The organism is Pseudomonas sp. NEEL19, from assembly GCF_028751975.1.
Taxonomy (GTDB): domain Bacteria; phylum Pseudomonadota; class Gammaproteobacteria; order Pseudomonadales; family Pseudomonadaceae; genus Aquipseudomonas; species Aquipseudomonas juntendi.
This window is the reverse complement of the sequence record NZ_CP081491.1, coordinates 867,083-893,334: the sequence shown is the minus strand read 5'-3', so window position 1 is coordinate 893,334 and position 26,252 is coordinate 867,083. Positions and strand designations below refer to the sequence as shown.

The following is a 26,252-nucleotide window of genomic DNA, read 5'->3' as shown; positions in this document are numbered from 1 at the left end:
ATAAGAAAGACGCACATTCAAAATAAAAACTGCCCCACCGTCAGACCAAAGGAGCTTCTACCGGTGCCTTCCGCGTTTCGTTTCACCCCGTTTTTCATTGCATTGACTGCAACGATCCCTTGCGCCGCCCAGGCAGATGAAGACAAGGCTGATGGCTTCATCGAAGGGTCGTCCTTCAATCTGCATTTGCGCAATGCCTACTTCAACCGCGACAACCACAACGCCGGCGTGCGCGATACCCGCGAGTGGGGCCAGGGCGCAGTAGCGCGGTTCGAGTCGGGCTACACCCCAGGCACGGTCGGTTTTGGCCTGGACGCCCATGCCATGCTGGGCCTGAAGCTCGACGGTGGCGGCGGCCATGCCGGCACCAGCATCCTGCCAGCGCACATCAAGGACGACGGCGAACTGGGTGCTGCGCCGCATTCGTTTTCCACCGCTGGCGCTGCAGTCAAGCTCAAAGCCTTCGACACCGAACTGAAGGCCGGTGACCTGTTCCTAACCAACCCGGTGATTGCCGGCGGCGAAACCCGCATGCTGCCGCAAACCTTCCGCGGTGTGAGCCTGACCAACACCAGCGTCGACGGTTTGCTGCTCGAAGGCGGCCAGGTGAGCTTCACCCACCCGTACAACCAGAGTGGCCATCGCCGCATCGACACCTACTACGGCTCGCTCGACGAACACGACAAGAGCAAGCACCTGAACTGGGCTGGTGCCTCCTGGAGCGGTATGCCGAACATCACCGCCAACCTGTACGCCGCCGAACTGAAGGACATCTGGAACCAGTACTACGCTGATTTCGACTACACCTACGTGGTCAGCGATCTGGTCAGCCTGAACCCCGGTGTGCACTTCTATCACACCCAGGACAACGGCCAGGCCCTGCTGGGCAAGATCGACAACAACACCTACAGCGTGCACTTCACCGTCAACGCCGGGTACCACAGCGTCACCGCCGCCTACCAGCGGGTCAATGGCAACACCCCGTTCGACTACATCAACCTGGGCGACAGCGTGTACCTGGACAACTCGCGCATGTACTCGGACTTCAACGCCCCCAACGAGCGGTCGTGGAAGCTGCAGTACAACTATGACTTCGCAGGTGTCGGCGTGCCTGGCCTGACCACCTCGCTGTCCTATTCGCGCGGCGAAGCGGACCTGACCAAGGCCACCCAGGACACCACCCATTACGACTACTACCGTGCCGATGGCAAGAACGCCATGCATTGGGAACGCGACCTGGACTTGAAGTACGTGTTCCAGGAGGGTGACTTGAAGGACCTGTCGGTGCTGGTGCGCTATGCCACCCACCGTGGCAGCCAGGGCTATGCCTCGATCGACAGCAACAGCGACAACGATGAACTGCGGGTGATCGTCGATTACCCAGTGAACGTGTTCTGACCCTCGTTTGCAGGCAGCACACCTGAACGCCTGTGGGAGCGGGCATGCCCGCGAACACCGGTGAAGCCGGTGCCATACACCGCAACACTTGCTTCGCGGGCACGCCCGCTCCCACAGGGTTAAGCGTAAATCCAACATGCAGTACAGCGTGATTCCGTCGGACAAATCTTGTCCGACAATCCATGCTTCCCTAGAATACCGCCGCCGCGAATGGCCCTGCCCCTGCAGTAGCGACCATGCCCACCCAATCCCCGCCTCGAGCATTTTACAGGTCGCACCCCGAGCTGATCCTCAATTTGGGCAGTTGCCTCGCCGTGCTCGCTATCGTGACGATCGTCAGCTACCTGCTGGCCCGCGAGCGGGACAGCGTCGAGCAGTCGGCCGTGCGTTCAGCCAACAACATCGTGCAACTGATCGAAAGCGACATCCTGCGCAATGCCGAGCTCTACGACCAATCGCTCAAAGGGTTGATCTGGGCCGTTGGGCGCAAGGAGCTTCCGGAAATTCCCGGCCCGTTGCGCCAGCGTCTGCTGTTCAACGAGGCGTTCGTCGACCGCCAACGCGGTGACGTGCTTTGGCTGGACAAGCAAGGCAACGTGGTCGGTGACTCCACCAGCAGCGTGCCGCGCCAGGCCAACTTTGGCGATACCGGGGTCTTCAGGGCGCACCAGCACAATGCTCACCTGGGGCTGCTGGTGGGCCCGCCATTCAAGGCCAAACTGGGTGACCTGGACTGGTGCATCAGCTTCAGCCGGCGTATTTCCGGGCCGCAAGGCGAGTTTGCCGGGGTCGCCGCCGGGGCGCTGCGCCTGTCGTACTTCAACGACCTGTTCCGGCGCCTGGACATCGGCGACGACAGCAGCATCAGCCTGCTGAACACGGATGGGCAATTGCTCGCCCGGCAAACCTCGCGCCCGGAAACGCTTGGGATCGGTACCAATTTTGCCACTCGGCCGAATTTCAAACGCATTCTCCGCGAGCAGCACGGGAGTTTCACCGCCCCCGCGACCAGTAACGGCCAGCCACGCATGTTCACCTTCGCCCGGGTAGCGCAGTTACCGCTGATCGTGCTGGTGCAGCATTCAGCTGACGAGGTGTTCCAGTCGTGGCGCCGTACCGCCACGGTGGTCAGTGTCGCCACGGGCGTATTGTGCATCGGCATCCTCTGGCTCACCTTGCTGCTGGGCCGGGAATTGCGCCGCCGCCACGAAGCCGAACAGGGCTTGGCGACACTGGCAGCCACCGACAGCCTCACCGGCCTGGCAAACCGCCGGCGGCTGGACCAGGTATTGCGGCAGGAGTGGGCGCGGGCGCAGCGCAATCACACGCCGTTGGCGTTGCTGATGGTGGATATCGACCATTTCAAGGCATTCAACCAGCGCCATGGTCATGCCGGTGGCGACCATGCCCTGCGCGAGGTGGCCAAGGCAATCGAGGCATGCCTGAGGCGCCCTGCAGACCTGGCTGCGCGCTATGGTGGGGAGGAATTTCAGGTAGTACTGCCGGAGACCGACCTGGCAGGTGCTCACCTGATGGCTGAACGCATCCGCCTGAGCGTAGAGGGGCTGGCACCGTTTGCCGATGATGCCCGTGGGGTCACGGTCAGCATCGGCATCGGTTTGTCCGGCACCCAGTACGACCTGGCCAGGTTGCTGGGTGCTGCGGACGAGGCCCTCTACCGGGCCAAGGCCAAAGGCCGTAACCGGGTAGAGGGGCCAGAGGCTTAAGAGCGAGCGCGGGCAGCGTTGCGCAGTGCCTTCACCTGGTCGTGGTTGCGCTGCACGCCTTGCAACTGTTTTTCCACCAGGGCATAGGAATTGTCGGAAGCAATACGGCCCAGTTTTACCAGCTTCTCGCGGGCTTCCTTGTATGCCTTGAGCGCATGGTCCTCGCCACGCTCGACCTCATTGAGCACGGACTCTTCGTCTTTACCGGTAACCATCGATTTCAAGCTGACCCAGCCGCGATGCAGGTCGCCGCTGATGCTGGTGGAGGTTTCCGGATCGCCACCCAGGCGGCGAACCTCGCTCTGCAGCTCAGCAGCCGCATTGGCACATTCTCCAGCACGCTGTACGAAGAACGCTTTCAGCTCTGAGTTCTTGACATCATCGGCCGACTCACGAAAACCTTTCTCGCCGTCCTTGCTGTACTCGATCAGGTCGTTCAGTACATCGATCACGTCTTTGTTCGGGTTGCTCATGGTAAAGCTCCTTGGCAGGTGATAGTCATCTGGATAGGAGCAGTGTTCATGCCAACCTGGAACTATCTTGAATATCTTTTAATATCAATGACTTACATCAGACGCAAAAAAGCCGGATACCGGTGTTCTGCATGATTACCGCTTGGGCGCTCGTGCAGATTGCAGTATGGTCAGCGCTTCGCCACAACCCGGTCTCTTCTGATGAAACCCGAAACCCTGGAACTGTTGGTGACCCGCACGATGCCCTTCGGCAAATACCAGGGGCGATGCATTGCCGACCTGCCGGGAGACTACCTGGCCTGGTTCGCACGCAAGGGTTTCCCTACGGGGGAACTGGGGGGGTTGCTGGCGTTGATGCATGAGATCGACCATAACGGCCTGGGTGATCTGCTAAAGCCATTGCGGCAGAAGCACGGGTGAACCCGCTCCCTCAGGTGGCCCGCGCAATCTGCAAGACTGCGAAATGCCTGTAGGAGCGGGTTTACCCGCGAAGAGGCCAGTACTGCCTATACAAACCGCTAGCCTTTAACGGGCGCCACAGCCAGCTCCACCCGCTCACTCTTCTTGATCACGGCATAGACCACCGCCGTGAGCAAACTGCCCGCGACGATCGCCAACAGGTACAGCAGCGCGTGGTTGATCGCATTAGGGATCAGCAGCACGAACAAGCCGCCATGCGGGGCCATCAGCTTGCAGCCGAAGTACATCGACAATGCCCCGGTCAAAGCACCACCGGCGACACTGGCCGGAATAACCCGCAGCGGGTCTTTGGCAGCAAACGGGATCGCCCCTTCCGAGATGAAGCACAGCCCCAACGCCAGGGCCGCCTTACCGGCCTCGCGCTCGCTTTGCGCGAACTTGCGCCGGGCGATGAAGGTGGCGATACCCAGGCCGATGGGCGGCACCATGCCCGCCGCCATGGTAGCGGCCATGGGGGCGTAGCTCGACGAGGCCAGCAGCCCCACCGAGAACGCATAGGCGGCCTTGTTGATCGGCCCGCCAAGGTCGACACACATCATGCCGCCCAGCAAAAGCCCCAGCAGAATGGCGTTGGTGGTGCCCATGCTGTCCAGGAAGCGGGTAAGGCCTTCCAGCATGGCTGCAACCGGCTGGCCGACCACGTAGATCATCACCAGGCCGGTGAACAGGCTCGCCAGCAACGGGATGATCAGGATCGGCTTGAGCGCCTCCAGGCTGCTGGGCAAACGAGCCCAGCGGGCGATGGCCTTGGCGCTGTAGCCCGCCAGGAAACCGGCCACGATGCCGCCAATGAAGCCGGCACCCAGGGTGCTCGCCAGCAGGCCACCGATCATGCCCGGCGCCAACCCGGGGCGGTCGGCGATAGACCAGGCAATATAGCCCGCCAGCAGTGGCACCATCAGTTTGAAGGCCGCTTCGCCACCAATCTGCATCAGCGCAGCCGGCAAGGTGCCGGGCTCCTTGTAGGCCTCGATGCCGAACACGAATGACAGCGCGATCAGCAGGCCGCCCGCCACCACCATCGGCAGCATGAACGACACGCCAGTCAGCAGGTGCTTGTACACCCCGGTCTTTTCACCCTTGGCGGGCGCGGCCGCCGCGGCATCGGCGCTGTTTTCCACCTTGCCTTCGGCCAAGGCCTTGTCCAGCGTGGCCCGCGCCTGCTTGAGGGCGATTCCGGTACCACAGCGGTAAATACGTTTGCCGGCAAAGCGGGCGGTGGGCACCTCGATGTCGGCGGCCAGCAGCACCACATCGGCCTGGGCGATGGCTTCGGCAGACAACGGGTTGCGTGCGCCGACCGAGCCCTGGGTTTCCACGGTGAGCTGGTAGCCCACTTGTTGCGCGGCCTGCTGCAACGCCTCGGCGGCCATGAAGGTGTGGGCCACACCGGTCGGGCAGGCTGTGACTGCCACAATCTTAACGCCGGCAGAACGCTCTTCCAGCGCCGGCTTGCCTGGCACATCCGTCAGCAAGCGGGCGTTGGCCGCCGCCTCATCGAGGAAACCTTCGCGGTCAGCCAGGGCCTGCGACGGCGTGCTCTGGAACAGGCGCTTGCCGACGAAGCGGGACAGGTCAACCGGGCCGGTGCTGACCACCAGCACCCAGTCGGCCTCGGCGATTTGCGTCGCGCTCAGTTGCCGCTCGGGGTGTTCGGCATCCTGCACCTCGACACTGGTGCTCCAACCGCGCCGCTGGGCTGCGGCAGACAGCAAGCGGGCACTCAGCAAACTCGACACCTGGCCATTAGGGCAGGCGGTGACAATGGCAATGTTCATCGGCAACCCTCTTGTTGTTCTGTCAGTTGCACGGCCGCCTGCAGCCGAGCCAGTTGCTCACGGTCGCAGATGCCGAAGCCAACCTGGGTGACGGCCTGGGCGGCGATGGCGGTGGCCCGGGACAAGGTCTGCGCGGGCGCTTCGCCCTGCAGCAGGCCATGCACCATGCCGGCGACCAGGGAATCCCCTGCCCCCACCGTGCTGGCGACCCGCACCGTGGGCGGGACTGCGTGCAGCACGCGGTCGCGCATGTACCAGCTGACACCCTGCTCACCCGCCGATACCACCACGTGTTCGATGCCGCTGGCCAACAGGCGCTCGGCAGCGGCGCCTTGCTGCGCCTGGGTAACCACAGCCTCGCCGAGCACTTCGCCCAGCTCTTCGGTGTTGGGCTTGACCAGCCACGGCGCGCTTTGCAAACCGGCCCGCAAAGCTTCACCGCTGCTGTCCAGGGCCACCTTGAGGCCTTGGGCCCTGAGCTGTTCGAGCAATTGTTGGAACCACTCGGCGCTGACCCCACGCGGCAGGCTGCCGGCCACCACCACCGCATCGTGGCCTGGCGCGACGTGGGCCAGGCGGCTGAGCAAGGCATCGCGCGCCGCCTGGTCCACCTGCGGGCCTTGGCCGTTGATGTCGGTCACGCGGCCATCGGCTTCGACCAGCTTTATGTTGCTGCGGGTTTCACCCGCCACGCGGACAAAGCAGTCGGCGAAGCCGCGGGTTTCGATCAGCGCCTCGAACGGTTGCAGGTTGTCACCCCCGAGGAAGCCGCCCACGGTTACGCTGTGCCCCAGGTCGGCCAGCACCTGGGCGACATTCAGCCCCTTGCCGGCGGCGTGGCTGTGCTGCGCCTGGCTGCGGTTGACTTGCCCTGGGCGCAAGGTGCCCAGGCCGATGGTGATATCCAGCGCCGGGTTCAGGGTAAGGGTGAGGATCTTGGCCATTCAGTAACGCTCCACCAGCGCGCGTACCGCTGCCGCGCTGTCCTGTTGCAGGGCCTCGCGCGCCAGGGCGCGGGCCGTTTGGTGATCGGCCTGGCGGACCAGGGCCTTGACTTCGGCAATGCTGCGCGCGGCGACGCTGAGTTCATCCACGTCCAGGCCCAGCAACACGGCGACCGCTTGCGGGTCGGCCGCCAGCTCACCGCACACACCTACCCATTTGCCATGGGCATGGGCGGCACGCACCGTCATGTCGATCAGGCTGAGCACCGCCGGGTGCAGGCCGTCGGCCTGGGCCGAGAGGCTCGGGTGGCCACGGTCGATGGCCAGGGTGTACTGCGTCAGGTCGTTGGTGCCGATGCTGAAAAAGTCCACTTCGCGGGCCAGCTGTGGCGCCAGCAGGGCTGCCGAGGGGACCTCGACCATGATGCCCAGTTGCAGGTCGGCGACCGGGATTTCGGCACGCAAACGCTCGACCATGGCCCGCGCCTCACGCCATTCGTGCACCTGGCCGACCATGGGGAACATGATACGCAGCGGCCGCTGGTCGGCCGCCCGCAGCAACGCGCGCAACTGGTCTTCCATGACGTGCGGGCGCTGCAGGGTCAAGCGCACACCGCGCACGCCAAGGAACGGGTTTTCTTCGGCGGCAATCGGCCAGTACGGCAACGGTTTGTCACCGCCGACATCCAGGGTACGCACTACCAGCGGCCGCCCGTCCAGGCCATCGAGCACACGGCGGTACTCGGCCTCCTGGGTGGCCACATCCGGCGCTTGAGGGTGCGCCATGAAAATCAGCTCGGTGCGCAGCAGGCCCACGCCCTCGGCACCTTGGTCCACCACCTTGGCGATGCCAGTGCTTTCGCCGATGTTGGCAAACACCTCGACTGCATGCCCATCACGGGTAACCGCGGGCTCGAAACGGCTGGCCCAGGCAGCCTGCAAACGCTGCTCGCGCTGGTCGCGCTCGGCCAGCGCGCGTTGCAGTTCATCGGCCGGCGGCGCCACGCTGACCGTACCGCGCTGTCCATCGAGCAGCAGCGGTGTACCGCTTTGCAGCAGCAGTATCGCGGCCCCTGCGCCAACCACCGCGGGGATACCCAGGGCCCGGGCGACGATGGCGCTGTGCGCGGTCGCGCCGCCCTGGGCGGTGACGATACCGGCCACCCGGCTCGGGTCCAGCCGGGCGACATCGGATGGGCCCACTTCGGTCATGACCAGCACGTAGGGCTGCTCGGGTTCCACTTGCGCCTGCACCCCACACAACTGCGCCAGCACGCGACGGCCCACGTCACGCAGGTCGGCGGCGCGCTCGGCCAGCAAGGCATCATGCAAGGCCTCCTGCTGGCGGGCCGCGGCCTCGATGACCGCCATCCACGCGGCGGCGGCGCTCTCGCCTTGGGCCAGGCGCTGTTCGACATCGTCGGTCAGGGCGGGGTCGGCAAGCATCTCCTGGTGGGTGACGAAAATCTCGCCAATGGCTTTGTCGCTGCGCTGCACCAGCGCCTGCAGTTCACTGCTCACGACCGCCAGGGCGTCGCGCAGCTTCTGCCGCTCCTGCGTGCACGACTCGCCACGCAGGGGGTAGTCGAACTCGCGCTCGACACACACGTGCGCGGGGCCGCTGGCGATGCCTGGGGCGGCGCCCACGCCTTGAATGCGGCTCCCGGCCGGTGGCGCTTGTACCTCCTCGGGCGCGGCCTCCGGTTCAGCGCTGGTGCCCTGTGGCAGCGGCTCGACTTCCTCGCCCAGGCCCTGCTCGATGGCGGCCAGCAGCGCTGGCAAGGCATCGGCGGCAACCGCGGGTTCGGCCAGCAATTCCAGCACCTGACCACGGCGGGCGCCCAGGCTGAGCAGCTTGCTCAGGCTCTTCACCGACACCGCTGGCTGGGCGCTGTCGGCCAGGCGCACGCGGATGTCCCCTTCAAAGCCTTTGGCCAGTTGCGCCAGCACTTTTGCCGGGCGGGCATGCAGCCCATGCGGGTTGGCCAGCACCACGCGGGCGCAGGGCCAGTCTGGCGGCGCCTCGCCTCCCAGAACCTCCAGCACCGCACGGCTACTGGTGGCCTGGTAGAGCGTCTGCCCGCGGCCTTCGATCAGCACTTCGCACAGCCGCTCCAGCAAGGCCTGGTGGGCCGCGCCGAGGCTGGCCAGGCAAAACAGCCCATTAAGCGGCTGGTCACGGTAGCGCAGCGGCTGTTGCGGGGTGACGAAGGCCAGGCCTGGCTGGCGCACCTGGCGCTCGCTGTGCAGCCACCACAGGCCTTCGCCCAGCGGCAGCGGCTCGGCCTGCTGCAGCACGGCGGCAAAACCGCTGTCGACGCAGTCGGCACGCTGCAACAGCCGGGCCCCACGCCAGGCCAGTTCGTCGAAGTCTTCGGCTGGCAGGTTCAGGCCGACCAGTTGCGCATCCAGGGCCAGCGCTTGCGGCGCGCCTTGCAGCAGCTTGAGCAACGCCTCGGCGGAGCTGGCCCGGCGCAGCGCTTCGGCCAGGTCGGTTTCGCCCAGCGCACGGGTCAGCAGTTGCAGCAGGCGCAGGTGTTCATCGGAACGCGCAGCGATGCCGATGGCCAGGTAGACCATCTGCCCATCACCCCAGTCCACCCCTTCAGGGAACTGCAACAGGCGTACGCCGGTGGCATACACCAGGTCACGGGTTTGCGGCGTACCATGGGGAATGGCGATGCCCTGGCCAAGGAAGGTAGAGCCTTGCGCCTCACGGGCTTGCAGCCCTTGCAAGTACCCGTCGGCAACCAGGCCATCGGTAACCAGCCGGTCGGCCAGCAGGCGCAAGGCCTCAGCCTTGTCGGCTGCCGTCTGACCCATGGCTATCTGCTCCTTGGCGAGCTCGAGCATGACCTTCTCCTTATGCAGTTCCCGTTGGGGTACTGGAGTATTGTTGTGGAATTCACGTAACGGCCAGCGGCGGGCTGCAGGCCTCGAGCTGCGCGTTGCAAGCGAAAGCGGACAGTGCACCGACACGCTTTTTCTTATAGCTTGCAAGTTGAAATTTGCAGCTTGGGGCTGCCAGCCTAACGCTTGCAGCTTTCTCGGCCGAGGCAGAAAATCGGCAGCTGAAACGTTTAATCTGACCAGGCGGCCACGTTACTCGATAATCTGCCAAGGAAAAAGCCCCATCTTGTCGGACAATTGCGACAATAGTCGTCTGCGCGGATGGCCGGTAGGCGGTCAAACTAGCCGGCCCGGCCTGCCCGCCAGCCCCGGTAACAACAAGGAAAATTCGGTGAAACTCAGCGATATCGCCCGTCTGGCCGGTGTGTCCGTGACCACCGCCAGCTACGTCATCAATGGCAAGGCTGAACAGCAACGCATCAGCAGCAGCACGGTCGACAGGGTGCGCGCGGTGGTCGAGGCCCACGGCTTCACCCCCAACCCACAGGCTGCTGGCCTGCGCAGCCGGCATACCCGTACCCTGGGGTTCATTCTCCCGGATCTGGAGAACCCCAGCTACGCGCGCATTGCCAAGCAACTGGAACAGGGCGCCCGCGCCCGCGGCTACCAGTTGCTGATCGCCAGCAGCGATGACCAACCCGAAAGCGAGCGCCAGTTGCAGCAACTGTTCCGTGCCCGTCGTTGCGATGCGCTGTTCGTTGCCAGTTGCCTGCCAGCCGAAGATGACAGCTACCGCGAACTGCAGAACAAAGGTCTGCCGGTGATCGCCATCGACCGCCGCCTGAACCCTGCGCATTTCTGTTCGGTGATCAGCGACGACCGCGACGCCAGCCGCCAGCTGGCCGCCAGCCTGCTGCGCGCCGCGCCACGCAGCATTGCCTTGCTCGGCGCCCGCCCGGAACTGTCGGTCAGCCAGGCCCGTGCCGGTGGTTTCGATGAAGCGCTGCAAGGCTATGCCGGTGACGTGCGCCGCTACCAGGGCGAAGCCTTCAGCCGGGCATGCGGCCAGCGCCTGATGCAACAACTGATCGACGACCTGGGGGGCCTGCCCGATGCCCTGGTGACCACCTCGTATGTGCTGCTGCAAGGGGTATTCGACACACTGCAGGCGCGCCCCGCCGGCTCCCGGCAGTTGCAGTTGGGCACGTTTGGCGACAACCAGTTGCTGGACTTCCTGCCACTGCCGGTCAATGCCATGGCCCAGCAGCACGGCCTGATCGCCGCCACTGCGCTGGAACTGGCGCTGGCCGCCATCGAGGAAAAGCGCTACGAACCTGGCGTGCATGCCATAGGCCGTACGTTCAAACAACGCATCGCCGCAGGCTGAACATGCGCCTGATCGACACCCACACCCACTTGGACTTCCCCGACTTCGACGCCGACCGCGCGCGCCTGCTGGCCAACGCAGCGGCGCGCGGGGTGGAGCGAATGGTCGTGCTCGGGGTGTACCAGGCGAACTTCCAGCGGGTGTGGGCGCTGGCCGGCGCCGAACCAGGCCTGTACGCCGCGCTGGGCCTGCACCCGGTCTACCTGGAGCAGCATCGGCCCGAGCACCTGCAGCAATTGCGCGAGTGGCTGGAGCGCCTGCGCGGTGACCCACGGCTGTGTGCAGTGGGGGAATTTGGCCTGGACTATTACCTCGAACACCTGGACAAGGCCCGCCAACAGGCGTTGTTCGAAGCACAACTGCAGATGGCGTGTGATTTCCAGCTGCCGGCGCTGTTGCACGTGCGCCGCAGCCATGCCCAGGTAATTGCCACGCTCAAGCGCTACAAACCGGCACGGGCGGGGGTGGTGCATGCCTTTGCCGGCAGTTATGAAGAGGCCCGCGAGTACATCAAGCTGGGCTTTCGGCTGGGGCTGGGCGGTGCAGCGACCTGGCCGCAGGCATTGCGGCTGCGCAAGACCCTGGCGCGCCTGCCGCTGGACAGCGTGGTGCTGGAGACCGATGCGCCAGACATGGCCCCGGCCATGTTCCCAGGGGTAAGGAACAGCCCGGAGCATTTGCCCGAGATAGCCGGTGCGCTGGCGCAAGTGATGGGTGTCGAGGCCGGCGAGCTGGCTGCAGCGAGTACCCGCAACGCGTGTGAGCTGTTCGGCTGGTAGCCGCGCTGCCGCCCGCCTGATTTCAGGCCAGCACCGTCCACAGCGCAAACGCGGCATACCACAACACCGCGCAGCGCAGCAGCAGCTCCCACAGGCTGTCCAGGCGCCCCAACCCACGCTGGCTGTCTTCATCGTCGGGAATGTCGTCGGCAACGCGCCCGACCCGGGCCACCAGGTGTGCGGCGCTGATGTGCCAGTTGAGCACCTCGTGCAGCATCACCCGCGTCACCGCCAGGAAATTACCCACCAAGGCAAAGCTCAACGCCAGCACGCGCACCGGCAGCCAGTCCATGATGTGCCGCAACTGCTCGGCGCGCGCCTTCAGCACCGCTTGCCCGCTGTGCCCAGCGCACAGCGCCAGTAACCGATACGCCAACGCTGCCCCCGGCCCCAGCACGAAATACCAGAAGATCACGGCGAAGAAGCCCTGGTACACCTGCCACAGCAAGTTGCCCTGCACCCGCACCAACAACGTGTGCGGCTCATCGGCCGCCAGGCCAAGGTCGCGCTCTGCCACGTGCAAGGCGGCCTGGTCATCGCCCCGGCGCCAAGCGTCACGGAACGGGCCAAGCGACGCCTTGGCGTCACCGCGGCCCAGGCTGTAGACCAACACCAGCAGATGCACCGGCAGCGCCAGCAGGCCATAGGCCACGGGCTCCAGTACGTGCAACAGCAAGACCAGCAGGGCGACCGGTGCCAGCACCAGAAGCGTCAGCGTCCACCACGGGTGAACCTTGCCGCTGCGCTCCAGGCGCACCAGCTCACCAAGGAAAAAACCGTCACGTTGCACCTGATGGCGCAGGGCCGAGAACTTCTCGACCCACAGCGCCAGCACCAACACCAGAAAACTCATGCCTTGTCCTCGTTGTGCTGCAGCGCTTCACGGTAGCGCGGCCAGTCGAATGCCGGGCCGGGGTCGGTCTTGCGCTGCGGGGCAATGTCGCTATGGCCCTGGATACGGCCCAGGTCGATGGCCGGCCAGGCACTGCAGATGTGCCGGGTAAGCTGTTCCAGCACGGTGTACTGGGCATCGGTATAGGGCAGGTCGTCAGTGCCTTCCAGCTCGATGCCGATGGAGAAGTCATTGCAGCCTTCGCGCCCGTCGAAACACGAAACACCTGCGTGCCAGGCGCGGTCGCACAGCGACACGAACTGGGTCACCGCGCCATCACGCTCGACGAACAGGTGGGCGGACACGGTCAGGTGGCTGATGCTGGCAAAGTACGGGTGTTCCTGGGGGTCGAGGCGGTTCTGGAAAAATTGCTGAACCTTGCCGGTACCGAAACACGCCGGCGGCAGGCTGATGTTGTGAATCACCAGCAGGGAAATCGATTCGCCCTCCGGCCGAGCATTGAAGTTGGGCGAAGGGCAATGGGTGATTCCGTTTCCGTGGAACCAGCCAGTGGCACGGTCCAATTGCATGGGGCAGATCCTGAAAACGCCTTGAACAGGACAACAGTATGCCTTGCGGCTCACGCCCTGTGCAGGTGAATGATCACGGGCGCAGGCCGTCAAGTACGGCCTCCAGTGCACGCTCGAACAACAGCCCGCCCCCCAGCACCCGCACCTCGCCGCGCTGCAGTGCCCTGGCCAGGCTGGCGCTGCTCCACTCTCGCACTTTCAGGCCGGTGCGGTTGCTGAACACCAGCCTGTCGCTGTTCTCGACACGTGCTACCAGCTTGCAGCGCAGCGGTGGGTCTTCATCCAGCACCTGGACCCAGGTTCCGATGCGCAGGCGCTGCGCCTGGCGCACTGCCGCAGCGTGCCCGCTGTCGCCCCCTGGCGGCGGGCAGCCTGGTTCTTCGGCACTTGCCAGGACAATCGCTTGCGTCACCCGCACCTGGTCCAAGGGTTGCCACTGGCCTCCCCCGCAGGCGCACAGGTGCAACCGCTCAAGCTGCTGGAAGAATGCGCGGGTCGTGAGCGAGTCCTGCGCCACGCTGGCCAAGCCGTCGCGCAACGCCTTGAGCAGGCCTGGCACCTGCTGCAACAGGGTTTGCGGCTCACGGCCCGGGGTAACACTGAGCAGCAGGGTGTCCATGGTCTGCACCGCATCGCACCAGGCCCCGGAACCCTCGCCGTGCTTCAGCCAGGCCAGCAGCAGGACCTGGCTCCAGGCCTGTACCAGCATCTGCACCACCACCTGGGGCAACACCTGGCCGCGCAGGCGCTGGTTGAGCAATTGCTGCACCTGGTGCCTGGCCTGCAAGGTGCGTGCGCGGCCCTCTTCGGCGTCGCGGGTACGTTGCTCGAGCAAATCGCTGCGCCGCCGCTCCTCTTGGCTGAACGCGAGAAAATCTTGCAGCAGGTGGTCGAACACGCGGGTATCTTCGTCAAAATCACTGAGCACGCGCTGCACGATCAGCGCCACCCGCACGTGCAGACTGTCGCGCACATCTTCGCGGCCACTCTCCCAGCCGATGCCCGCCGCTGCGATTTCGTTGAGCAGCCGCCGTGCGGGGTGGCCAGCCCGGCAGAACAACCCCTTGTCCAGCAGCGCGACCTTCAGCAGCGGGATGTGCAGCCGGATGATCAGCGCCCGCAGGCTGGCCGGCAGGTTGTCGTCCTGCTGAATGAACGCGAACAGCAGGTTCACCAGGTTGATCATGTCTTCGTCGGCGACCGCGATACGCCTGCGTATGCCACTGCGCACGCTGACCCGCAGCAGCAATTGCTCAAGCTGCTGGCCAAGCTCGACGTCATCTGCCTCGTGCGTGGCGGGCACATAATGCTGCAAATGGGTCAGTAACCGCAGCAGGTCGGTGGTGCTGATCGGCTGGGCGGCAGCCACCCCCTGCAAACGTGGGGCAAATTGCCCCCGCACCGGCGCCAGCAGGGTTTGCAACGAGGCAAAAAACGCCTGCCCGGCTGCGTCCGCGCCCACATCCTGGCCTGGCATGGGCGGGCAACGTCGCGCGCCCAGGCGCCGCTCCTCGGCAGGCCGGCGCGGTACCGGTTGCAGTTCGGGCAGCACGCCGGCGGCGGCCAGCAGCTGGTTGGCCTCGCCGTAGATCAGATCGGCATCACTGAGCACATAGCGCTCGAACAGCGTGAGCAACACCAGCTTCACCCGCAGGCAAACCCCCAGGTTACGCCCGGCATCGAGGAAGTAACCACATAATGCGGCGGGCCCTAGCGGGTTGTCGCCCTCGTACACGGGGCGGTCGAGCAGCACCTGCAAGCGCAGCCCGAGCTGTTGCAAGGCCGGGCGATGACGTGCCAGCACGCGCCCCACCATGCCTTCGACAGCAGCGCCCCGCTCGGCCTGCGCTTTGCCGCACGTGTTCCCCGGTTGGGCCAGGTGCAGCAACAGGTCCGCCTGGCCGATGCGGGCGAAAGTTGCATGGAAGATGTCGAGAAAGCCGCGCTCGATGCTTTTGCGCTTCAGGCGCAGGTCGCGCATGGCCTCGAAATACAAGTTCTGGTCGGCGTGCTCGAAGGCTTTGTCAGCCATCTCGAACAGGGTGTCGTCAGCGTTGTCGAACAGCGCCTGCAAGCCCAGGCGCAACTGCAGGGCGGCCTTGTCGCGTACTTGCAGCAGCAACACCGGAAGGCAAGGCAGAGGCGCACGCCGGCCCCGGTCGATGGCGGCCGCCAGGGGCACCACCTTGCCTTCTTCATGCATCCTGGACTCCTTGCAGGGTGTGTTGCCCGCCGCAGCAGGTATCGTCAAAGCTATGACGCCAAATACTGGTCGCCATTATCGGCAAAAACCCGCAGCGCTGCCAGCACGGATTCACCCCAGGCAGGCGCCCGCCACGCGCCGACCAAAGGTCGGCGCCAAGGCGGCTGTACACACCAGCCCCCTGCCCTATAATCGCGGGCATCTTGCTTGTGGAGCCGACCATGCCGAACCTACGCCTTGCCGACCTGACCGCTGAAATCGAAGCCAACGTGCGCCGTGCGCTGTTGGAGGACATCGGCAGTGGCGATATCACCGCGCAGTTGATCCCGGCCGAGCGCCTGGCCAAGGCGACCATCATCACCCGCGAGGACTGTGTGATCGCCGGCACTGCCTGGGTCGATGCGGTATTCCGCCAGCTCGACCCGCGGGTGGCGGTGCACTGGCAAGTCACTGACGGTGACCGTGCCAGCGCCAACCAGCCCCTGTTTCACCTCGAAGGCCCGGCCCGTTCGCTGCTCAGCGGTGAGCGCAGTGCCCTGAACTTCCTGCAACTGCTGTCGGGGGTCGCCACCCGTGCGCGCTTTCTTGCCAGCCTGGTAGAAGGCACCCAGGTGCGCCTGCTGGACACCCGCAAAACGCTGCCTGGCCTGCGCCTGGCGCAAAAGTACGCGGTAACCTGTGGCGGCTGCGACAACCACCGCATCGGCCTGTACGACGCTTTCCTGATCAAGGAGAACCATATCGCCGCAAGCGGTGGCGTGGCTCAGGCCGTGGCGGCTGCGCACCGCATTGCCCCGGGCAAACCGGTGGAAATAGAAGTGGAGAGCCTTGGCGAACTGCGCGAGGCGCTGGCGGCGGGGGCCGACATCATCATGCTCGACGAACTGAACCTGGAAGAAATGCGTGAGGCTGTGCGCATCACGGCCGGCAAGGCCAAGCTGGAGGCCAGCGGCGGGGTCAACGAGAGCACCCTGCGGGTGATTGCCGAAACGGGCGTGGACTACATCTCGATCGGGGCGATGACCAAGGATGTGAAGGCGGTCGACCTGTCGATGCGGCTGAGCCTGTGAGCTGATCGCAGGCAAGCCAGCTCCCACCTGTAGGAGCGGCCTTGTGTCGCGATGGGCTGCGCAGCAGCCCCAATCAGTGTGCTATCACACTTGGTTGAACAGGATCAGTTTCGAGCCGGTTTCCAGTTGGGGGCGCGTGGCCCCCGTGCATTTGGCAAATCAGAACGAGGCGTTGGCCAGCCCGTCCAGGTAGCGCTCGACGTCCAGCGCTGCCATGCAGCCAGCACCGGCCGAGGTAATCGCCTGACGGTACACGTGGTCGGCCACGTCACCGGCCGCGAATACGCCTTCGACATTGGTGGCGGTAGCATTGCCTTCACGGCCGCCGTTGACCACCAGGTAGCCGTCCTTGAGGGTCAGCTGGCCTTCGAACAGCGACGTGTTCGGGGTATGGCCAATGGCGATGAACACGCCATCGACCTTGATTTCATCGCTGCTGCCGTCGTTGTTCTTCAGGCGCGCACCGGTCACGCCCATGTTGTCACCCAGTACTTCGTCCAGGGTGGCGTTGAGCTTGAGCTCGATCTTGCCTTCGGCCACGCGGGCGTTGAGCTTGTCGACCAGGATCTTCTCGGCGCGGAAAGTTTCGCGGCGGTGCACCAGGGTCACCTTGCTGGCGATATTGGCCAAGTACAAGGCCTCTTCCACGGCGGTGTTGCCACCGCCCACCACAGCGACCGGCTTGTTGCGGTAGAAGAACCCGTCGCAGGTAGCGCAGGCCGAAACGCCCTTGCCCATGAAGGTTTCTTCCGACGGCAGGCCCAGGTAGCGGGCGCTGGCGCCAGTGGCGATGATCAGTGCGTCGCAGGTGTACTTGCCGCTGTCACCCTGCAGGGTGAATGGCTTGTTGGCCAGGTCGACAGCATTGATGTGGTCGAACACGATCTCGGTTTCGAAACGCTCGGCATGCTCCTGCATACGCTGCATCAGGGCCGGGCCAGTCAGACCGTGCGGGTCGCCCGGCCAGTTGTCGACTTCGGTAGTGGTGGTCAGCTGGCCACCGGCCTGCATGCCGGTGATCAGCAGCGGCTTGAGGTTGGCACGGGCGGCATAGACCGCAGCGCTGTAACCGGCAGGGCCGGAACCCAGAATGATGACGCGCGAATGACGTACTTCAGACATGTCGAACTCCTGTCGAGCGGGCCGGTTTCGATACACCGGCGGCGCCAGCTGGAAAATTTAAAAGGACCCACGCAGCACTTGGGGAAGGCTACAACGCGCAGGCCCGGAAAGCGGAAAGGTGAACGCACTGTAGCGAGGTCGCAAAGATTAAGGAAATATCCTTCGACAATCCACCTCATAGGCATCGTCTATGCTGCGATTTCATCGGTGATCATACTGTCGATGCTTTTGTTACAGCCGGTTTCCCGACCACCCGCTGCCTTTCGTCGGCACGCCAAACTCGGTAAGGTCAGCGCGTTTCCCTTCTCTGCGGAGTACCTTGATGCAAGCCCCTGTCCTCTCTGGCCCCCAATACCTGCGCGAAGGCCTGAAACTGGTGCTCAGCCCCAACCTGCGCTTGTTCGTGCTGCTGCCGCTGGCGGTCAACCTGCTGCTGTTCGGTGGCCTGATTTACTTCGCCGGCCATCAGTTCAGCCTCTGGGTGGATGCTCTGATGCCAAGCTTGCCGAGCTGGCTGAGCTTCCTTACCTACATCCTCTGGCCGCTGTTCGTCGCCTTGGTGGTTTTGATGGTGTTCTTCACCTTCACGCTGGTCGCCAACGTCATCGCCGCGCCGTTCAACGGTTTTCTCGCCGAAAAGGTTGAAGTGGTGGTACGTGGCGAAGACAACTTCCCGGCGTTCAGCTGGGGCGAACTGGTGGCAATGGTACCGCGCACGCTCAGTCGCGAAATGCGCAAGCTGGGCTACTTCCTGCCACGGGCCATCGGCCTGTTCATCCTCTCACTGGTTCCGGTGGTCAACGTGGTGGCCGCGCCGCTGTGGCTGATCTTCGGCGTATGGATGATGGCCATCCAGTACATCGACTACCCGGCCGACAACAACAAGATGAGCTGGCAGGACATGCTGGCCTGGCTGCGCCAGAAGCGCTGGCAGAGCCTGGGCTTTGGCGGGGTGACGTACCTGGCGTTGCTGATCCCGGGGGTGAACGTGCTGATGATGCCGGCGGCGGTGGCCGGGGCTACCCTGTTCTGGGTGCGGGAAAAGGGCGACATCCGCGTCAGCAAGCCAGGCAACCCAAGCGCATGATCCGGCAACAGGAGCTTTCGATGAACCGCTTCAACCCCGCCAAACTCAAGCTGTCCAAATGGACGGCCACCCACCCGGTGAACCGCGAGAAACATTTTCTGGTCACCGATCTGGAGCACGACGAGACGGGCGTCCTGCTGCGGGTGGAATTGCAGGCGGTGCACAGCGGCCGCAGCCAGTGGCTGGACTGGCGGCTGCTGCGCGATGCGCAAGTATGGGCGATGGGCTGGCGATAACCTTGCCCAAGCCAGCAAACGCCCACATGCCAGCGCAGCGCGCAAGCACTGGGCGTCAGTGGCCCAAGCGGCTGGAAAACTGCCCAACCACGTCCACCACCCGCTTCGCCCCGTCCTGGATCTCGACAATCACGTTGCCCGTCTGATCGGCCAGCGCCAGCCCCTGTTCGGCCTGGCGCTTGCTGGTGTCGATGATCGTCACCGCCGCCTGCGCCAACTGCTCGTTCTGCTGCACCACCCGGGCGATTTCCTCGGTGGCGCTGCTGGTACGCGAGGCCAGTTGCCGGACTTCGTCGGCAACCACGGCAAACCCGCGCCCCTGCTCGCCTGCACGGGCGGCCTCGATGGCCGCGTTGAGCGCCAACAGGTTGGTCTGCCCGGCAATGTCACTGATGGTCTTGATGATCGAGCCGATCACCCGCGACTGCGTATCCAGCGCCTGAATGCCCTCGGCCGCCTCCTGCATCGAGGCTTCCAGGCCGCGCATCACGCTGACACTCTGGGTGACCACCTCGGTAGCCTTGCGCGCGCTGGCATCGGTGCCCAGCGAGGTAGTGTAGGCGACATCCGCCGCTTCGGCCACCGCCTGTTCCTGGTTGACCTGGTCGGTGATCACGGTGGCGAATTTGACCACCTTGTACAGCACGTCGTGGGCATCGAAGATCGGGTTGTAGGAGGCCTCCAACCAGACCACCCGGCCGTGGGCATCGATGCGCTTGAAGCGGTCAGCCACGTACTCGCCACGACGCAGCCTGTCCCAGAACGCCTGGTAAGCGGTTGAGTTGGCCTCTTCCGGCGTGCAGAACAGACGATGGTGCTTGCCGCGAATCTGCTCCAGGCGGTAGCCGACCGTGGCCAGGAAGCGCTCGTTGGCGGTGAGGACGTTACCGTCGAGGTCGAACTCGATGACCGCCGTGGAGCGCATCAGCGCCTTGATCAGGCTCTCATGTTCGCGCGAAGCTTCGATGGTGCGGGTCAGGTCGCTGGAATGCAGGGTGAAGTACCGAATGCGCCCCTCGCTGTTCTTGACCGGCTGCAGGATCGAGCGCAGCCAGGCTTCCTGGCCATTGCCGCGCAACAGGCGAAACGCGCCGTTCAGGTGCTCGCCACGAGTGATGGCGGCTTTCATCCGCTGGTAGAAGTCCAGCGATCGCACATGGGCGGGGACGATGTCCTCGATGTTGCGTCCAAGCAGTTGGTCGGCCCGGTAGAGCATCTCGCTCTCGAAGTTGCCATTGACCATCTCGATCCGTCCCTGGGGGTCGAGTTGCAGCACCAGCATCTCGCTGTCGAGGCTGCTCTTGACCTGTTCGATACACATCAGGTCTTCGCGCAGTTGCCGGTTTTCTTGCTTGAGCTTGTTGTTGAACATCACCGCTCTCCTGGAGCGCAACAGGTGGTCGAATGCATCTTCATCGGCCGACGGCACGGCCCCTTGAGCGGCGCACCAGGAAATAATCTGCACGCTGCACAAGCCGATGGTCAGCTGTCACCTGCGCGCCACGTGACCGTCACATTGACGCAATCGGGCAGGCAGAAACTTTTGCCATGAACACACCTGCGCTACGCATCACCCTGGTCAGCGAAACCTTCCCACCCGAAATCAACGGCGTGGCCAACACGCTTGGGCGCTTGAGCGAAGGGCTGCGTCAACGTGGCCATGAAGTTGAAGTGGTGCGCCCGCGCCAGGCCGGCGAAGGGCCAGTGCACAGCGACCCGCAGCTGATGCTGTGCCGGGGCTGGGCCTTGCCGGGCTACCCCGGTTTGCAATGGGGCGAGGTGTCGATGCACAAGCTGTTGCGCCGCTGGCGCCGACAGCGCCCGGATGTGCTGTACATCGCTACCGAAGGGCCGCTCGGGCTCAGCGCTTTGCGTGCGGCGCGGCGCCTGGGGGTGGCAGTGGTCAGTGGTTTCCATACCAACTTCCCACAGTACTCCGGCCAATACGGGCTGGGCCTGCTGGCGCGCATGCTCACGCACTACCTGCGCTGGTTCCATCGGCGCACGGCCATCACCCTGGTCCCCAGCCTCAGCCAGCGCCTGGAGCTTGAACGCCGTGGTTTCGAACGCTTGGAACTGCTGGCCCGGGGTGTCGATGCCTGCCTGTTCAACCCGGCGCGGCGTAGCCAGGCGTTACGCGAAGGCTGGGGGCTTGGGCCCGACGACATCGCCGTGCTGCATGTCGGCCGATTGGCGGTGGAAAAGAACCTTGGCTTGTTGCGACCCTGCCTTGAGGCACTGCAAAAGACTTATCCACAAAAGCGCCTGCGCCTTGTTTTTGTCGGCGACGGCCCACAGCGCGCCACCCTTGAGCAACAGTTGCCAGACGCGGTGTTCTGTGGCGCCCTGCGGGGCGAGATACTGGCTGAACACTATGCCAGCGCAGATCTGTTCCTGTTCCCAAGCCTGACCGAAACCTTTGGCAACGTGGTACTCGAAGCCATGGCTTCGGGGTTGGCGGTAGTGGCTTATGACGAGGCCGCTGCAGCACACCACATTCGCCATGGCCATAACGGCGCGCTGGCCATGCCGGGAGACCAGGCGGCGTTCATCGATGCGGCCTGCTGGTTGCTTGAGGAAGAGGAAACCTTGCGCCGGGTGCGGCTGAATGCACGGCAACACGCCAGCCGCCAGGGGTGGGCGGCGATTGTCGAGCAGTTTGAGGGGTATCTGAACGCGGCATCCAGAAAAGATGCTGCGCCCTTGCCGGACAATGGGTCGCTGGCAATGAAGATCAAGCCTGAATCACCCTAAACGCGCGTGTATATGCGTTTGATAACTTACAGCCCTTTTGTGCTCTCTCAAATTGGCAACTGCTTTTTCCAATCTCCCGATCGAATTCAATTCTTTGACTTTTTGGTTGGCAAGAATATCTGCAATATAACTGCTGGGCTCACCGAAGATCACTGGGCTACCTTCTTCACCTCGTTCTGCGCCTTCTAGGTGTTTGCTTAATGTTTTTTGATTTTTTTCTAGATGTTTGATCTCATCATTCAGCATGCGCCCACCGACCTTGATCTCAGCCAGGTTGAGATTGCTTGTCGGAACACTGGCGTCAGCGCTTGGCCGAGCGGAAGGGGCCGCGTTCAATTGGTCTATCTTCTTGAAAATCTTTTTCCCATACTTGGCTTTAACATATTCATAGGCCACTGTATCGAAGACTTTCAGCGCAGCATTTTTCACAGCCTTGAGTATTTTTATGTGACCCGAGGGGTCACTGTGGTTGACCGGATCACTGTCGCAGTAAACATAAGGATTGATACCCGCAGCACCGAATGGGCTCCAGTTGTCTGGAGAGTGGAAGCGCATCAAGAGCGGACTGTATAGACGGTAGCCATTGCCCAGCAGGTATCCGCCCATTATAGGCTCAGGTACTTGGCCGGTAAATGCAGGCAACCCGGGATGATTTGGCTGATGCCCATACGGTGAATAGCAATAAGGTTTGGCTTTCTGCTGTGGGCTAATTAGCAGAGTGGAATGCAAAGCATCACTGGCCAGTAAAACGTTGGGGGTCGCCTGCATTGTCTCTACCAGCACTGCATGGATTTGTATCACTGAAGTCATCAACCGGCGCTGTACCTGCGCGTCCTGTATCAGCGCCAAACGTTCCTGTTGATAAAACAACTTGCTCGCCATCGACCAAACCTCGCTTGCATTTCGCAAGGTTGAAGTTTGGCAACACCGTCATTCGGTCGGCAACTGGCAAAAATGTCAGGGCCTGCCACTGACAGAAAGGGCCGCACAGCGGCCCCGAATACTCATCCCAACGCTTTCTCGATGGCCTGCACCACCGTCGGATCATCCGGCGCCGTACGCGGCGAGAAGCGCGCCAGCACCCGGCCATCCTTGCCGACCAGGAACTTCTCGAAGTTCCAGCTGATGTCACCCGGGAACTCCGCGCCCTCGCCCGCCAGCAAGCGATACAGCGAATGGCGCTGTGGCCCGTTGACCTCCAGCTTGCCCGCCAGCGGGAAGCTCACCCCGTAGTTGAGGCTGCAGAATTCCTGGATTTCCTTTGCGCTGCCAGGTTCCTGCCCGGCAAACTGGTTGCACGGCAGGCCAAGCACATTGAAGCCCTTGTCCTTGTAAACCTGATAGAGGTTTTCCAGGGCTTTGTATTGCGGCGTGAGACCACACTTGGAAGCGACGTTGACCACCAGCACCACTTGGCCCTTGAACGGTGCGAGGGGCAGTTCCCCGCCGTTCAGCGCCTCCAGTTTCAGCTCGTGAAATGCACTCATGATGAACCCCCTCTCAGCTTCCGGGTTGCCGCGCAGGCAAATCGCGCCCACTAAAAAGGCGCCCGTTCAAACCGCCCACCTCCCGTAGGAAGGCAGATCGGCTTGCCCGAGCGCCTGGCGACTTTCTGAGCTTAGCGCAGAAAATCAGTGGTGATGGCCACCTTCACCGTGGATGTGACGGTGAGCGATTTCTTCGTCGCTGGCGTCACGCACGTTGACGACCTTGACCTTGAAGTTCAGACGCTGACCAGCCAGCGGGTGGTTGCCGTCAACGGTGATGTCGTCGCCGTCCACGTCGCGGATGGTCACGATCTGCATCTGGCCATCCGGCGCCGAAGCGTGGAACTGCATACCCACTTCCAGCTGGTCGACGCCTTCGAACAGGCTGCGGTTCAGGGTGCTGACCAGCTCGGCCAGGTATTCGCCGTAGGCGTCTTCCGGCTCGATGGCAACTTCCAGTTCGTCACCGGCTTGCTTGCCTTCCAGGGCTTTTTCCAGGCCTGGGATGATGTTGCCGGCACCGTGCAGGTAAACCAGCGGCGCGCCACCGGCGGAGCTGTCGATGGTCTCCCCGGCGTCGTTGGTCAGGGTATAGTCGATGGAGACAGCCTTGTTGGCGGCGATCAGCATGGGGCAAGACCTTTTGCAAAAGAATGTAGAGCGCACCAGTGTAACCAAGCCACCGCCCGATTGCGAACGCACTGGCGTGCAGCAACGGTCCATCAGTCGGATCATCGGCTTTCACCAGGACGAAGAAGGCCACTGGGTAGCCGAGCTGTCCTGCGGCCACACCCAGCACCTGCGCCACCAACCGCCGCCGTGGCAGGCACGCCCGTGGGTGCTCGACCCGGCCCAGCGCCTGCAGCGTATCGGCCAGCCGTTCGCATGTGGCTGGTGCGCACAAGGGGCCGATAGCGCTACCCTTGGCCGTTAATTTCTTGCACCGCTTATTTCGAGAAGCACGCATGCAGACATTTTTCATTGCGCCGACCGACTTTGGTGTCGGCCTGACGTCGATCAGCCTGGGCCTGGTGCGTACCCTGGAACGGGCCGGGCTGAAGGTGGGTTTCTTCAAGCCCATCGCCCAGCCCCACCCGGGCGACACCGGCCCCGAACGCTCCAGCGAACTGGTCGCCCGTACCCACGGCATCAAGCCCCCCGTGCCCATGAGCCTGGCCCAGGTCGAGCGCATGCTCGGCGATGGCCAACTGGACGAACTGCTGGAAGAAATCATCCGGCTTTACCAGCAAGCCTGCATCGGCAATGACGTGGTCGTGGTCGAAGGCATGGTGCCCACGCGCCACGCCAGCTATGCCGCGCGGGTCAACCTGCACCTGGCCAAGAGCCTGGATGCCGAGGTGATCCTGGTCTCGGCGCCGGAAAACGAAGTGCTCAGCGAGCTGTCCGGGCGGGTCGAACTGCAGGCGCAACTGTTTGGCGGCCCACGCGACCCGAAAGTACTGGGGGTGATCCTCAACAAGGTCCGCACCGACGAAAGCATGGCCGACTTCGCCACCCGCCTGCGCGAACACTCGCCGCTGCTGCGCGGCAATGACTTTCGCCTGCTGGGCTGCATCCCCTATCAGCCCGAGCTGAACGCACCGCGCACCCGCGACGTGGCCGAGTTGCTTGGCGCCCAGGTGCTCAATGCCGGCGATTACGAACAACGGCGCATGAGCAAGATCATCATCTGCGCGCGCACCGTGGCCAATACCGTGCCACTGCTCACCTCCGGCACCCTGGTCGTCACACCGGGCGACCGCGATGACATCATCCTGGCCGTCAGCCTGGCTGCGATCAATGGCGTCCCGCTGGCCGGCCTGTTGTTGACCAGTGACAGCAAACCGGACGCTCGCATCCTCGGGCTGTGCCGCGGCGCGCTGCAGGCGGGCCTGCCGATCCTGTCGGTCAGTACCGGTTCGTACGACACCGCCAACCAGCTCAATTCGCTCAACCGGGAAATCCCGGTGGACGACCGCGAACGCGCCGAGTTCATTACCGACTTTGTCGCCAGCCACCTCGACGCAGCCTGGCTGCACCAACGTTGCGGCACCCCGCGCGAGCTGCGCCTGTCGCCGGCGGTGTTCCGCTACCAATTGATCCAGCGCGCGCAGCAGGCAAACAAGCGCATCGTTCTGCCAGAAGGTGCAGAGCCGCTGCTGGTGCAGGCAGCGGCCATCTGCCAGGCCCGTGGCATCGCCCGCTGCGTGCTGCTGGCCAAGCCCGAAGATGTCGACGCCGTCGCCCGCGCGCAGGGCATCACCCTGCCACCAGGCCTGGAAATACTGGACCCGGAGCTGATTCGCGGGCGCTACGTGGAACCGATGGTGGAGCTGCGCAAAAGCAAGAACCTCAACGCGCCAATGGCCGAGCAGCAACTGGAAGACCCGGTGGTGATCGGCACCATGATGCTGGCCCTGGATGAGGTGGACGGCCTGGTGTCGGGGCTGGTGCATTCCACCGCCAACACCATCCGCCCTGCCCTGCAGTTGATCAAGACCGCGCCGGGGGCGAGCCTGGTATCGTCGGTATTCTTCATGCTGTTCCCCGAGCAGGTACTGGTGTACGGCGACTGCGTGATGAATCCTCACCCAAGCGCCGCCGAACTGGCGGAGATCGCCCGGCAAAGTGCCGAATCGGCGCAAGCCTTCGGCATCGCGCCACGAGTGGCGATGATCAGTTATTCAAGCGATTCGGCCAGCGATGAGGAAGTGGGGAAAGTGCGCGAGGCGACCCGCCTGGCGCAGGCCGCCACGCAAGGCTTGCTGATCGATGGGCCGCTGCAATACGACGCTGCAGCCAACCCGGCAATTGCCCGGGACTTGGCGCCCACCAGCCAGGTGGCCGGGCGCGCCACGGTCTTCGTATTCCCCGACCTGAACACCGGCAATACCACGCACAAGGCGGTGCAGCGCAGTGCCGACGGGGTCAGCCTGGGGCCAATGCTGCAGGGCCTGCGCAAGCCGGTGAACGATCTGCCACGCGGGGCGCAGGTGGACGATATCGTCCATACCATTGCCCTCACGGCGATTCAGGCCAGCGTAGGGCGCTGAAA

General features: G+C 63.9%; 22 protein-coding genes and 2 pseudogenes. 11 read left to right on the top strand and 13 right to left on the bottom strand.

All coding sequences use genetic code 11. From position 1 onward, the window contains the following. Nucleotides 1-63 precede the first annotated feature (63 nt). Complete coding sequence (locus tag K4A76_RS04040) at nucleotides 64-1,398, top strand: OprD family porin (protein WP_274411614.1); 1,335 nt, start codon at nucleotides 64-66, stop codon at nucleotides 1,396-1,398. 236 nt (nucleotides 1,399-1,634) lie between these two features. Continuing rightward, nucleotides 1,635-3,125, top strand: a complete 1,491-nt coding sequence (locus K4A76_RS04035; RefSeq protein WP_274411613.1) for a sensor domain-containing diguanylate cyclase — start codon at nucleotides 1,635-1,637, stop codon at nucleotides 3,123-3,125. Here K4A76_RS04035 and K4A76_RS04030 read toward each other — a convergent pair. After that, complete coding sequence (locus tag K4A76_RS04030; protein ID WP_274411612.1) at nucleotides 3,122-3,598, bottom strand: ferritin-like domain-containing protein; 477 nt, start codon at nucleotides 3,596-3,598, stop codon at nucleotides 3,122-3,124. The genes K4A76_RS04035 and K4A76_RS04030 overlap by 4 nt on opposite strands. A gap of 201 nt (nucleotides 3,599-3,799) precedes the next feature. Here K4A76_RS04030 and K4A76_RS04025 point away from each other — a divergent pair, with 201 nt between their 5' ends. Continuing rightward, entirely contained in the window at nucleotides 3,800-4,018 is a 219-nt protein-coding gene (locus tag K4A76_RS04025) for a DUF3820 family protein (protein ID WP_009682711.1), read from the top strand. Nucleotides 4,019-4,116: 98 nt separating this feature from the next. Here K4A76_RS04025 and K4A76_RS04020 read toward each other — a convergent pair whose 3' ends face one another. The 3 genes from K4A76_RS04020 to ptsP are packed head-to-tail and all read right to left on the bottom strand — an operon-like array spanning nucleotide 4,117 to nucleotide 9,653. Then, on the bottom strand, nucleotides 4,117-5,856 hold the full coding sequence (locus K4A76_RS04020; RefSeq protein WP_029886928.1) for a PTS fructose-like transporter subunit IIB: 1,740 nt from the start codon (nucleotides 5,854-5,856) through the stop codon (nucleotides 4,117-4,119). Then, complete coding sequence (pfkB, locus tag K4A76_RS04015; protein ID WP_274411611.1) at nucleotides 5,853-6,800, bottom strand: 1-phosphofructokinase; 948 nt, start codon at nucleotides 6,798-6,800, stop codon at nucleotides 5,853-5,855. The genes K4A76_RS04020 and pfkB overlap by 4 nt, the downstream gene beginning before the upstream one ends. Beyond that, nucleotides 6,801-9,653, bottom strand: coding sequence for a phosphoenolpyruvate--protein phosphotransferase (gene ptsP / locus K4A76_RS04010; RefSeq protein ID WP_173887612.1), 2,853 nt, complete (start codon nucleotides 9,651-9,653; stop codon nucleotides 6,801-6,803). It lies immediately after the preceding gene. Nucleotides 9,654-10,041: 388 nt separating this feature from the next. Here ptsP and cra point away from each other — a divergent pair, with 388 nt between their 5' ends. Both cra and K4A76_RS04000 read left to right on the top strand, forming a co-directional pair. Further along, nucleotides 10,042-11,037 carry a catabolite repressor/activator gene (gene cra, locus K4A76_RS04005; RefSeq protein ID WP_029886926.1) on the top strand — a complete coding sequence of 332 codons (996 nt, stop codon included), beginning with the start codon at nucleotides 10,042-10,044 and terminating at the stop codon, nucleotides 11,035-11,037. Nucleotides 11,038-11,039: 2 nt separating this feature from the next. Beyond that, the gene (locus K4A76_RS04000) at nucleotides 11,040-11,816 is read left to right on the top strand and encodes a TatD family hydrolase (protein ID WP_054881926.1); all 777 of its coding nucleotides are present in this window, start codon (nucleotides 11,040-11,042) and stop codon (nucleotides 11,814-11,816) included. A gap of 22 nt (nucleotides 11,817-11,838) precedes the next feature. Here the strand turns inward: K4A76_RS04000 and ampE are convergent, their stop codons facing one another. The 3 genes from ampE to K4A76_RS03985 form a co-directional block, all read right to left on the bottom strand. Further along, nucleotides 11,839-12,669, bottom strand: a complete 831-nt coding sequence (gene ampE, locus K4A76_RS03995) for a regulatory signaling modulator protein AmpE (protein WP_054911439.1) — start codon at nucleotides 12,667-12,669, stop codon at nucleotides 11,839-11,841. Further along, on the bottom strand, nucleotides 12,666-13,238 hold the full coding sequence (ampD, locus tag K4A76_RS03990) for a 1,6-anhydro-N-acetylmuramyl-L-alanine amidase AmpD (protein ID WP_274411610.1): 573 nt from the start codon (nucleotides 13,236-13,238) through the stop codon (nucleotides 12,666-12,668). Before ampD ends, ampE begins: the two co-directional genes overlap by 4 nt. A gap of 73 nt (nucleotides 13,239-13,311) precedes the next feature. Next, nucleotides 13,312-15,441 (bottom strand): DUF1631 domain-containing protein, encoded by a 2,130-nt coding sequence (locus K4A76_RS03985; RefSeq protein WP_274411609.1) that lies wholly within the window; start codon nucleotides 15,439-15,441, stop codon nucleotides 13,312-13,314. Nucleotides 15,442-15,662: 221 nt separating this feature from the next. Between K4A76_RS03985 and nadC the strand changes: the two genes are divergently transcribed. Then, entirely contained in the window at nucleotides 15,663-16,511 is an 849-nt protein-coding gene (gene nadC / locus K4A76_RS03980) for a carboxylating nicotinate-nucleotide diphosphorylase (RefSeq protein ID WP_054914219.1), read from the top strand. A 159-nt stretch (nucleotides 16,512-16,670) separates the two neighbouring features. Here nadC and trxB read toward each other — a convergent pair whose 3' ends face one another. Then, on the bottom strand, nucleotides 16,671-17,633 hold the full coding sequence (trxB, locus tag K4A76_RS03975; protein WP_003247318.1) for a thioredoxin-disulfide reductase: 963 nt from the start codon (nucleotides 17,631-17,633) through the stop codon (nucleotides 16,671-16,673). Between the two features lie 322 nt (nucleotides 17,634-17,955). Between trxB and cysZ the strand changes: the two genes are divergently transcribed. Together cysZ and K4A76_RS03965 are read left to right on the top strand one after the other, a co-directional pair. Then, nucleotides 17,956-18,720 carry a sulfate transporter CysZ gene (gene cysZ, locus K4A76_RS03970; RefSeq protein ID WP_009682700.1) on the top strand — a complete coding sequence of 255 codons (765 nt, stop codon included), beginning with the start codon at nucleotides 17,956-17,958 and terminating at the stop codon, nucleotides 18,718-18,720. Nucleotides 18,721-18,740: 20 nt separating this feature from the next. Next, nucleotides 18,741-18,956 (top strand): TIGR02450 family Trp-rich protein, encoded by a 216-nt coding sequence (locus tag K4A76_RS03965; protein WP_274411608.1) that lies wholly within the window; start codon nucleotides 18,741-18,743, stop codon nucleotides 18,954-18,956. 55 nt (nucleotides 18,957-19,011) lie between these two features. Here the strand turns inward: K4A76_RS03965 and K4A76_RS23835 are convergent. Together K4A76_RS23835 and K4A76_RS23830 are read right to left on the bottom strand one after the other, a co-directional pair. Further along, nucleotides 19,012-19,371, bottom strand: a pseudogene (locus K4A76_RS23835) (methyl-accepting chemotaxis protein); the annotation flags it as partial. A 228-nt stretch (nucleotides 19,372-19,599) separates the two neighbouring features. After that, nucleotides 19,600-20,199: pseudogene (locus K4A76_RS23830) on the bottom strand (PAS domain-containing protein); the annotation flags it as partial. Between the two features lie 305 nt (nucleotides 20,200-20,504). Between K4A76_RS23830 and K4A76_RS03955 the strand changes: the two are divergent. Continuing rightward, nucleotides 20,505-21,710 (top strand): glycosyltransferase family 4 protein, encoded by a 1,206-nt coding sequence (locus tag K4A76_RS03955; RefSeq protein ID WP_274411607.1) that lies wholly within the window; start codon nucleotides 20,505-20,507, stop codon nucleotides 21,708-21,710. On the opposite strand, the gene K4A76_RS03950 is transcribed toward K4A76_RS03955, so the two are convergent. The 3 genes from K4A76_RS03950 to K4A76_RS03940 all read right to left on the bottom strand — a co-directional run bounded on the left by K4A76_RS03950 (nucleotide 21,702) and on the right by K4A76_RS03940 (nucleotide 23,827). After that, nucleotides 21,702-22,592, bottom strand: a complete 891-nt coding sequence (locus tag K4A76_RS03950) for an RHS repeat-associated core domain-containing protein (RefSeq protein ID WP_274411606.1) — start codon at nucleotides 22,590-22,592, stop codon at nucleotides 21,702-21,704. The genes K4A76_RS03955 and K4A76_RS03950 overlap by 9 nt on opposite strands. 122 nt (nucleotides 22,593-22,714) lie before the next feature. Beyond that, nucleotides 22,715-23,197 (bottom strand): glutathione peroxidase, encoded by a 483-nt coding sequence (locus K4A76_RS03945; protein WP_274411605.1) that lies wholly within the window; start codon nucleotides 23,195-23,197, stop codon nucleotides 22,715-22,717. 144 nt (nucleotides 23,198-23,341) lie between these two features. After that, nucleotides 23,342-23,827, bottom strand: coding sequence for an FKBP-type peptidyl-prolyl cis-trans isomerase (locus K4A76_RS03940; RefSeq protein ID WP_029887748.1), 486 nt, complete (start codon nucleotides 23,825-23,827; stop codon nucleotides 23,342-23,344). On the opposite strand from K4A76_RS03940, the gene K4A76_RS03935 reads away from it, so the two are divergent. Then, complete coding sequence (locus tag K4A76_RS03935) at nucleotides 23,826-24,131, top strand: DUF3565 domain-containing protein (protein WP_274411604.1); 306 nt, start codon at nucleotides 23,826-23,828, stop codon at nucleotides 24,129-24,131. The genes K4A76_RS03940 and K4A76_RS03935 overlap by 2 nt on opposite strands. Nucleotides 24,132-24,162: 31 nt before the next feature. Continuing rightward, nucleotides 24,163-26,250, top strand: a complete 2,088-nt coding sequence (gene pta / locus K4A76_RS03930) for a phosphate acetyltransferase (RefSeq protein ID WP_029887747.1) — start codon at nucleotides 24,163-24,165, stop codon at nucleotides 26,248-26,250. Nucleotides 26,251-26,252 lie beyond the last annotated feature (2 nt).

Coding starts and splice junctions, on each gene's coding strand:
- K4A76_RS04035 (WP_274411613.1), top strand. CDS start 1,635: ATGCCCACCCAATCCCCGCCTCGAGCATTTTACAGGTCGCACCCCGAG.
- K4A76_RS04030 (WP_274411612.1), bottom strand. CDS start 3,598: ATGAGCAACCCGAACAAAGACGTGATCGATGTACTGAACGACCTGATC.
- K4A76_RS04025 (WP_009682711.1), top strand. CDS start 3,800: ATGAAACCCGAAACCCTGGAACTGTTGGTGACCCGCACGATGCCCTTC.
- K4A76_RS04020 (WP_029886928.1), bottom strand. CDS start 5,856: ATGAACATTGCCATTGTCACCGCCTGCCCTAATGGCCAGGTGTCGAGT.
- pfkB (WP_274411611.1), bottom strand. CDS start 6,800: ATGGCCAAGATCCTCACCCTTACCCTGAACCCGGCGCTGGATATCACC.
- ptsP (WP_173887612.1), bottom strand. CDS start 9,653: ATGCTCGAGCTCGCCAAGGAGCAGATAGCCATGGGTCAGACGGCAGCC.
- K4A76_RS04000 (WP_054881926.1), top strand. CDS start 11,040: ATGCGCCTGATCGACACCCACACCCACTTGGACTTCCCCGACTTCGAC.
- ampE (WP_054911439.1), bottom strand. CDS start 12,669: ATGAGTTTTCTGGTGTTGGTGCTGGCGCTGTGGGTCGAGAAGTTCTCG.
- ampD (WP_274411610.1), bottom strand. CDS start 13,238: ATGCAATTGGACCGTGCCACTGGCTGGTTCCACGGAAACGGAATCACC.
- K4A76_RS03985 (WP_274411609.1), bottom strand. CDS start 15,441: ATGCATGAAGAAGGCAAGGTGGTGCCCCTGGCGGCCGCCATCGACCGG.
- nadC (WP_054914219.1), top strand. CDS start 15,663: ATGCCGAACCTACGCCTTGCCGACCTGACCGCTGAAATCGAAGCCAAC.
- trxB (WP_003247318.1), bottom strand. CDS start 17,633: ATGTCTGAAGTACGTCATTCGCGCGTCATCATTCTGGGTTCCGGCCCT.
- cysZ (WP_009682700.1), top strand. CDS start 17,956: ATGCAAGCCCCTGTCCTCTCTGGCCCCCAATACCTGCGCGAAGGCCTG.
- K4A76_RS03965 (WP_274411608.1), top strand. CDS start 18,741: ATGAACCGCTTCAACCCCGCCAAACTCAAGCTGTCCAAATGGACGGCC.
- K4A76_RS03955 (WP_274411607.1), top strand. CDS start 20,505: ATGAACACACCTGCGCTACGCATCACCCTGGTCAGCGAAACCTTCCCA.
- K4A76_RS03950 (WP_274411606.1), bottom strand. CDS start 22,592: ATGGCGAGCAAGTTGTTTTATCAACAGGAACGTTTGGCGCTGATACAG.
- K4A76_RS03945 (WP_274411605.1), bottom strand. CDS start 23,197: ATGAGTGCATTTCACGAGCTGAAACTGGAGGCGCTGAACGGCGGGGAA.
- K4A76_RS03935 (WP_274411604.1), top strand. CDS start 23,826: ATGGGGCAAGACCTTTTGCAAAAGAATGTAGAGCGCACCAGTGTAACC.
- K4A76_RS03940 (WP_029887748.1), bottom strand. CDS start 23,827: ATGCTGATCGCCGCCAACAAGGCTGTCTCCATCGACTATACCCTGACC.
- pta (WP_029887747.1), top strand. CDS start 24,163: ATGCAGACATTTTTCATTGCGCCGACCGACTTTGGTGTCGGCCTGACG.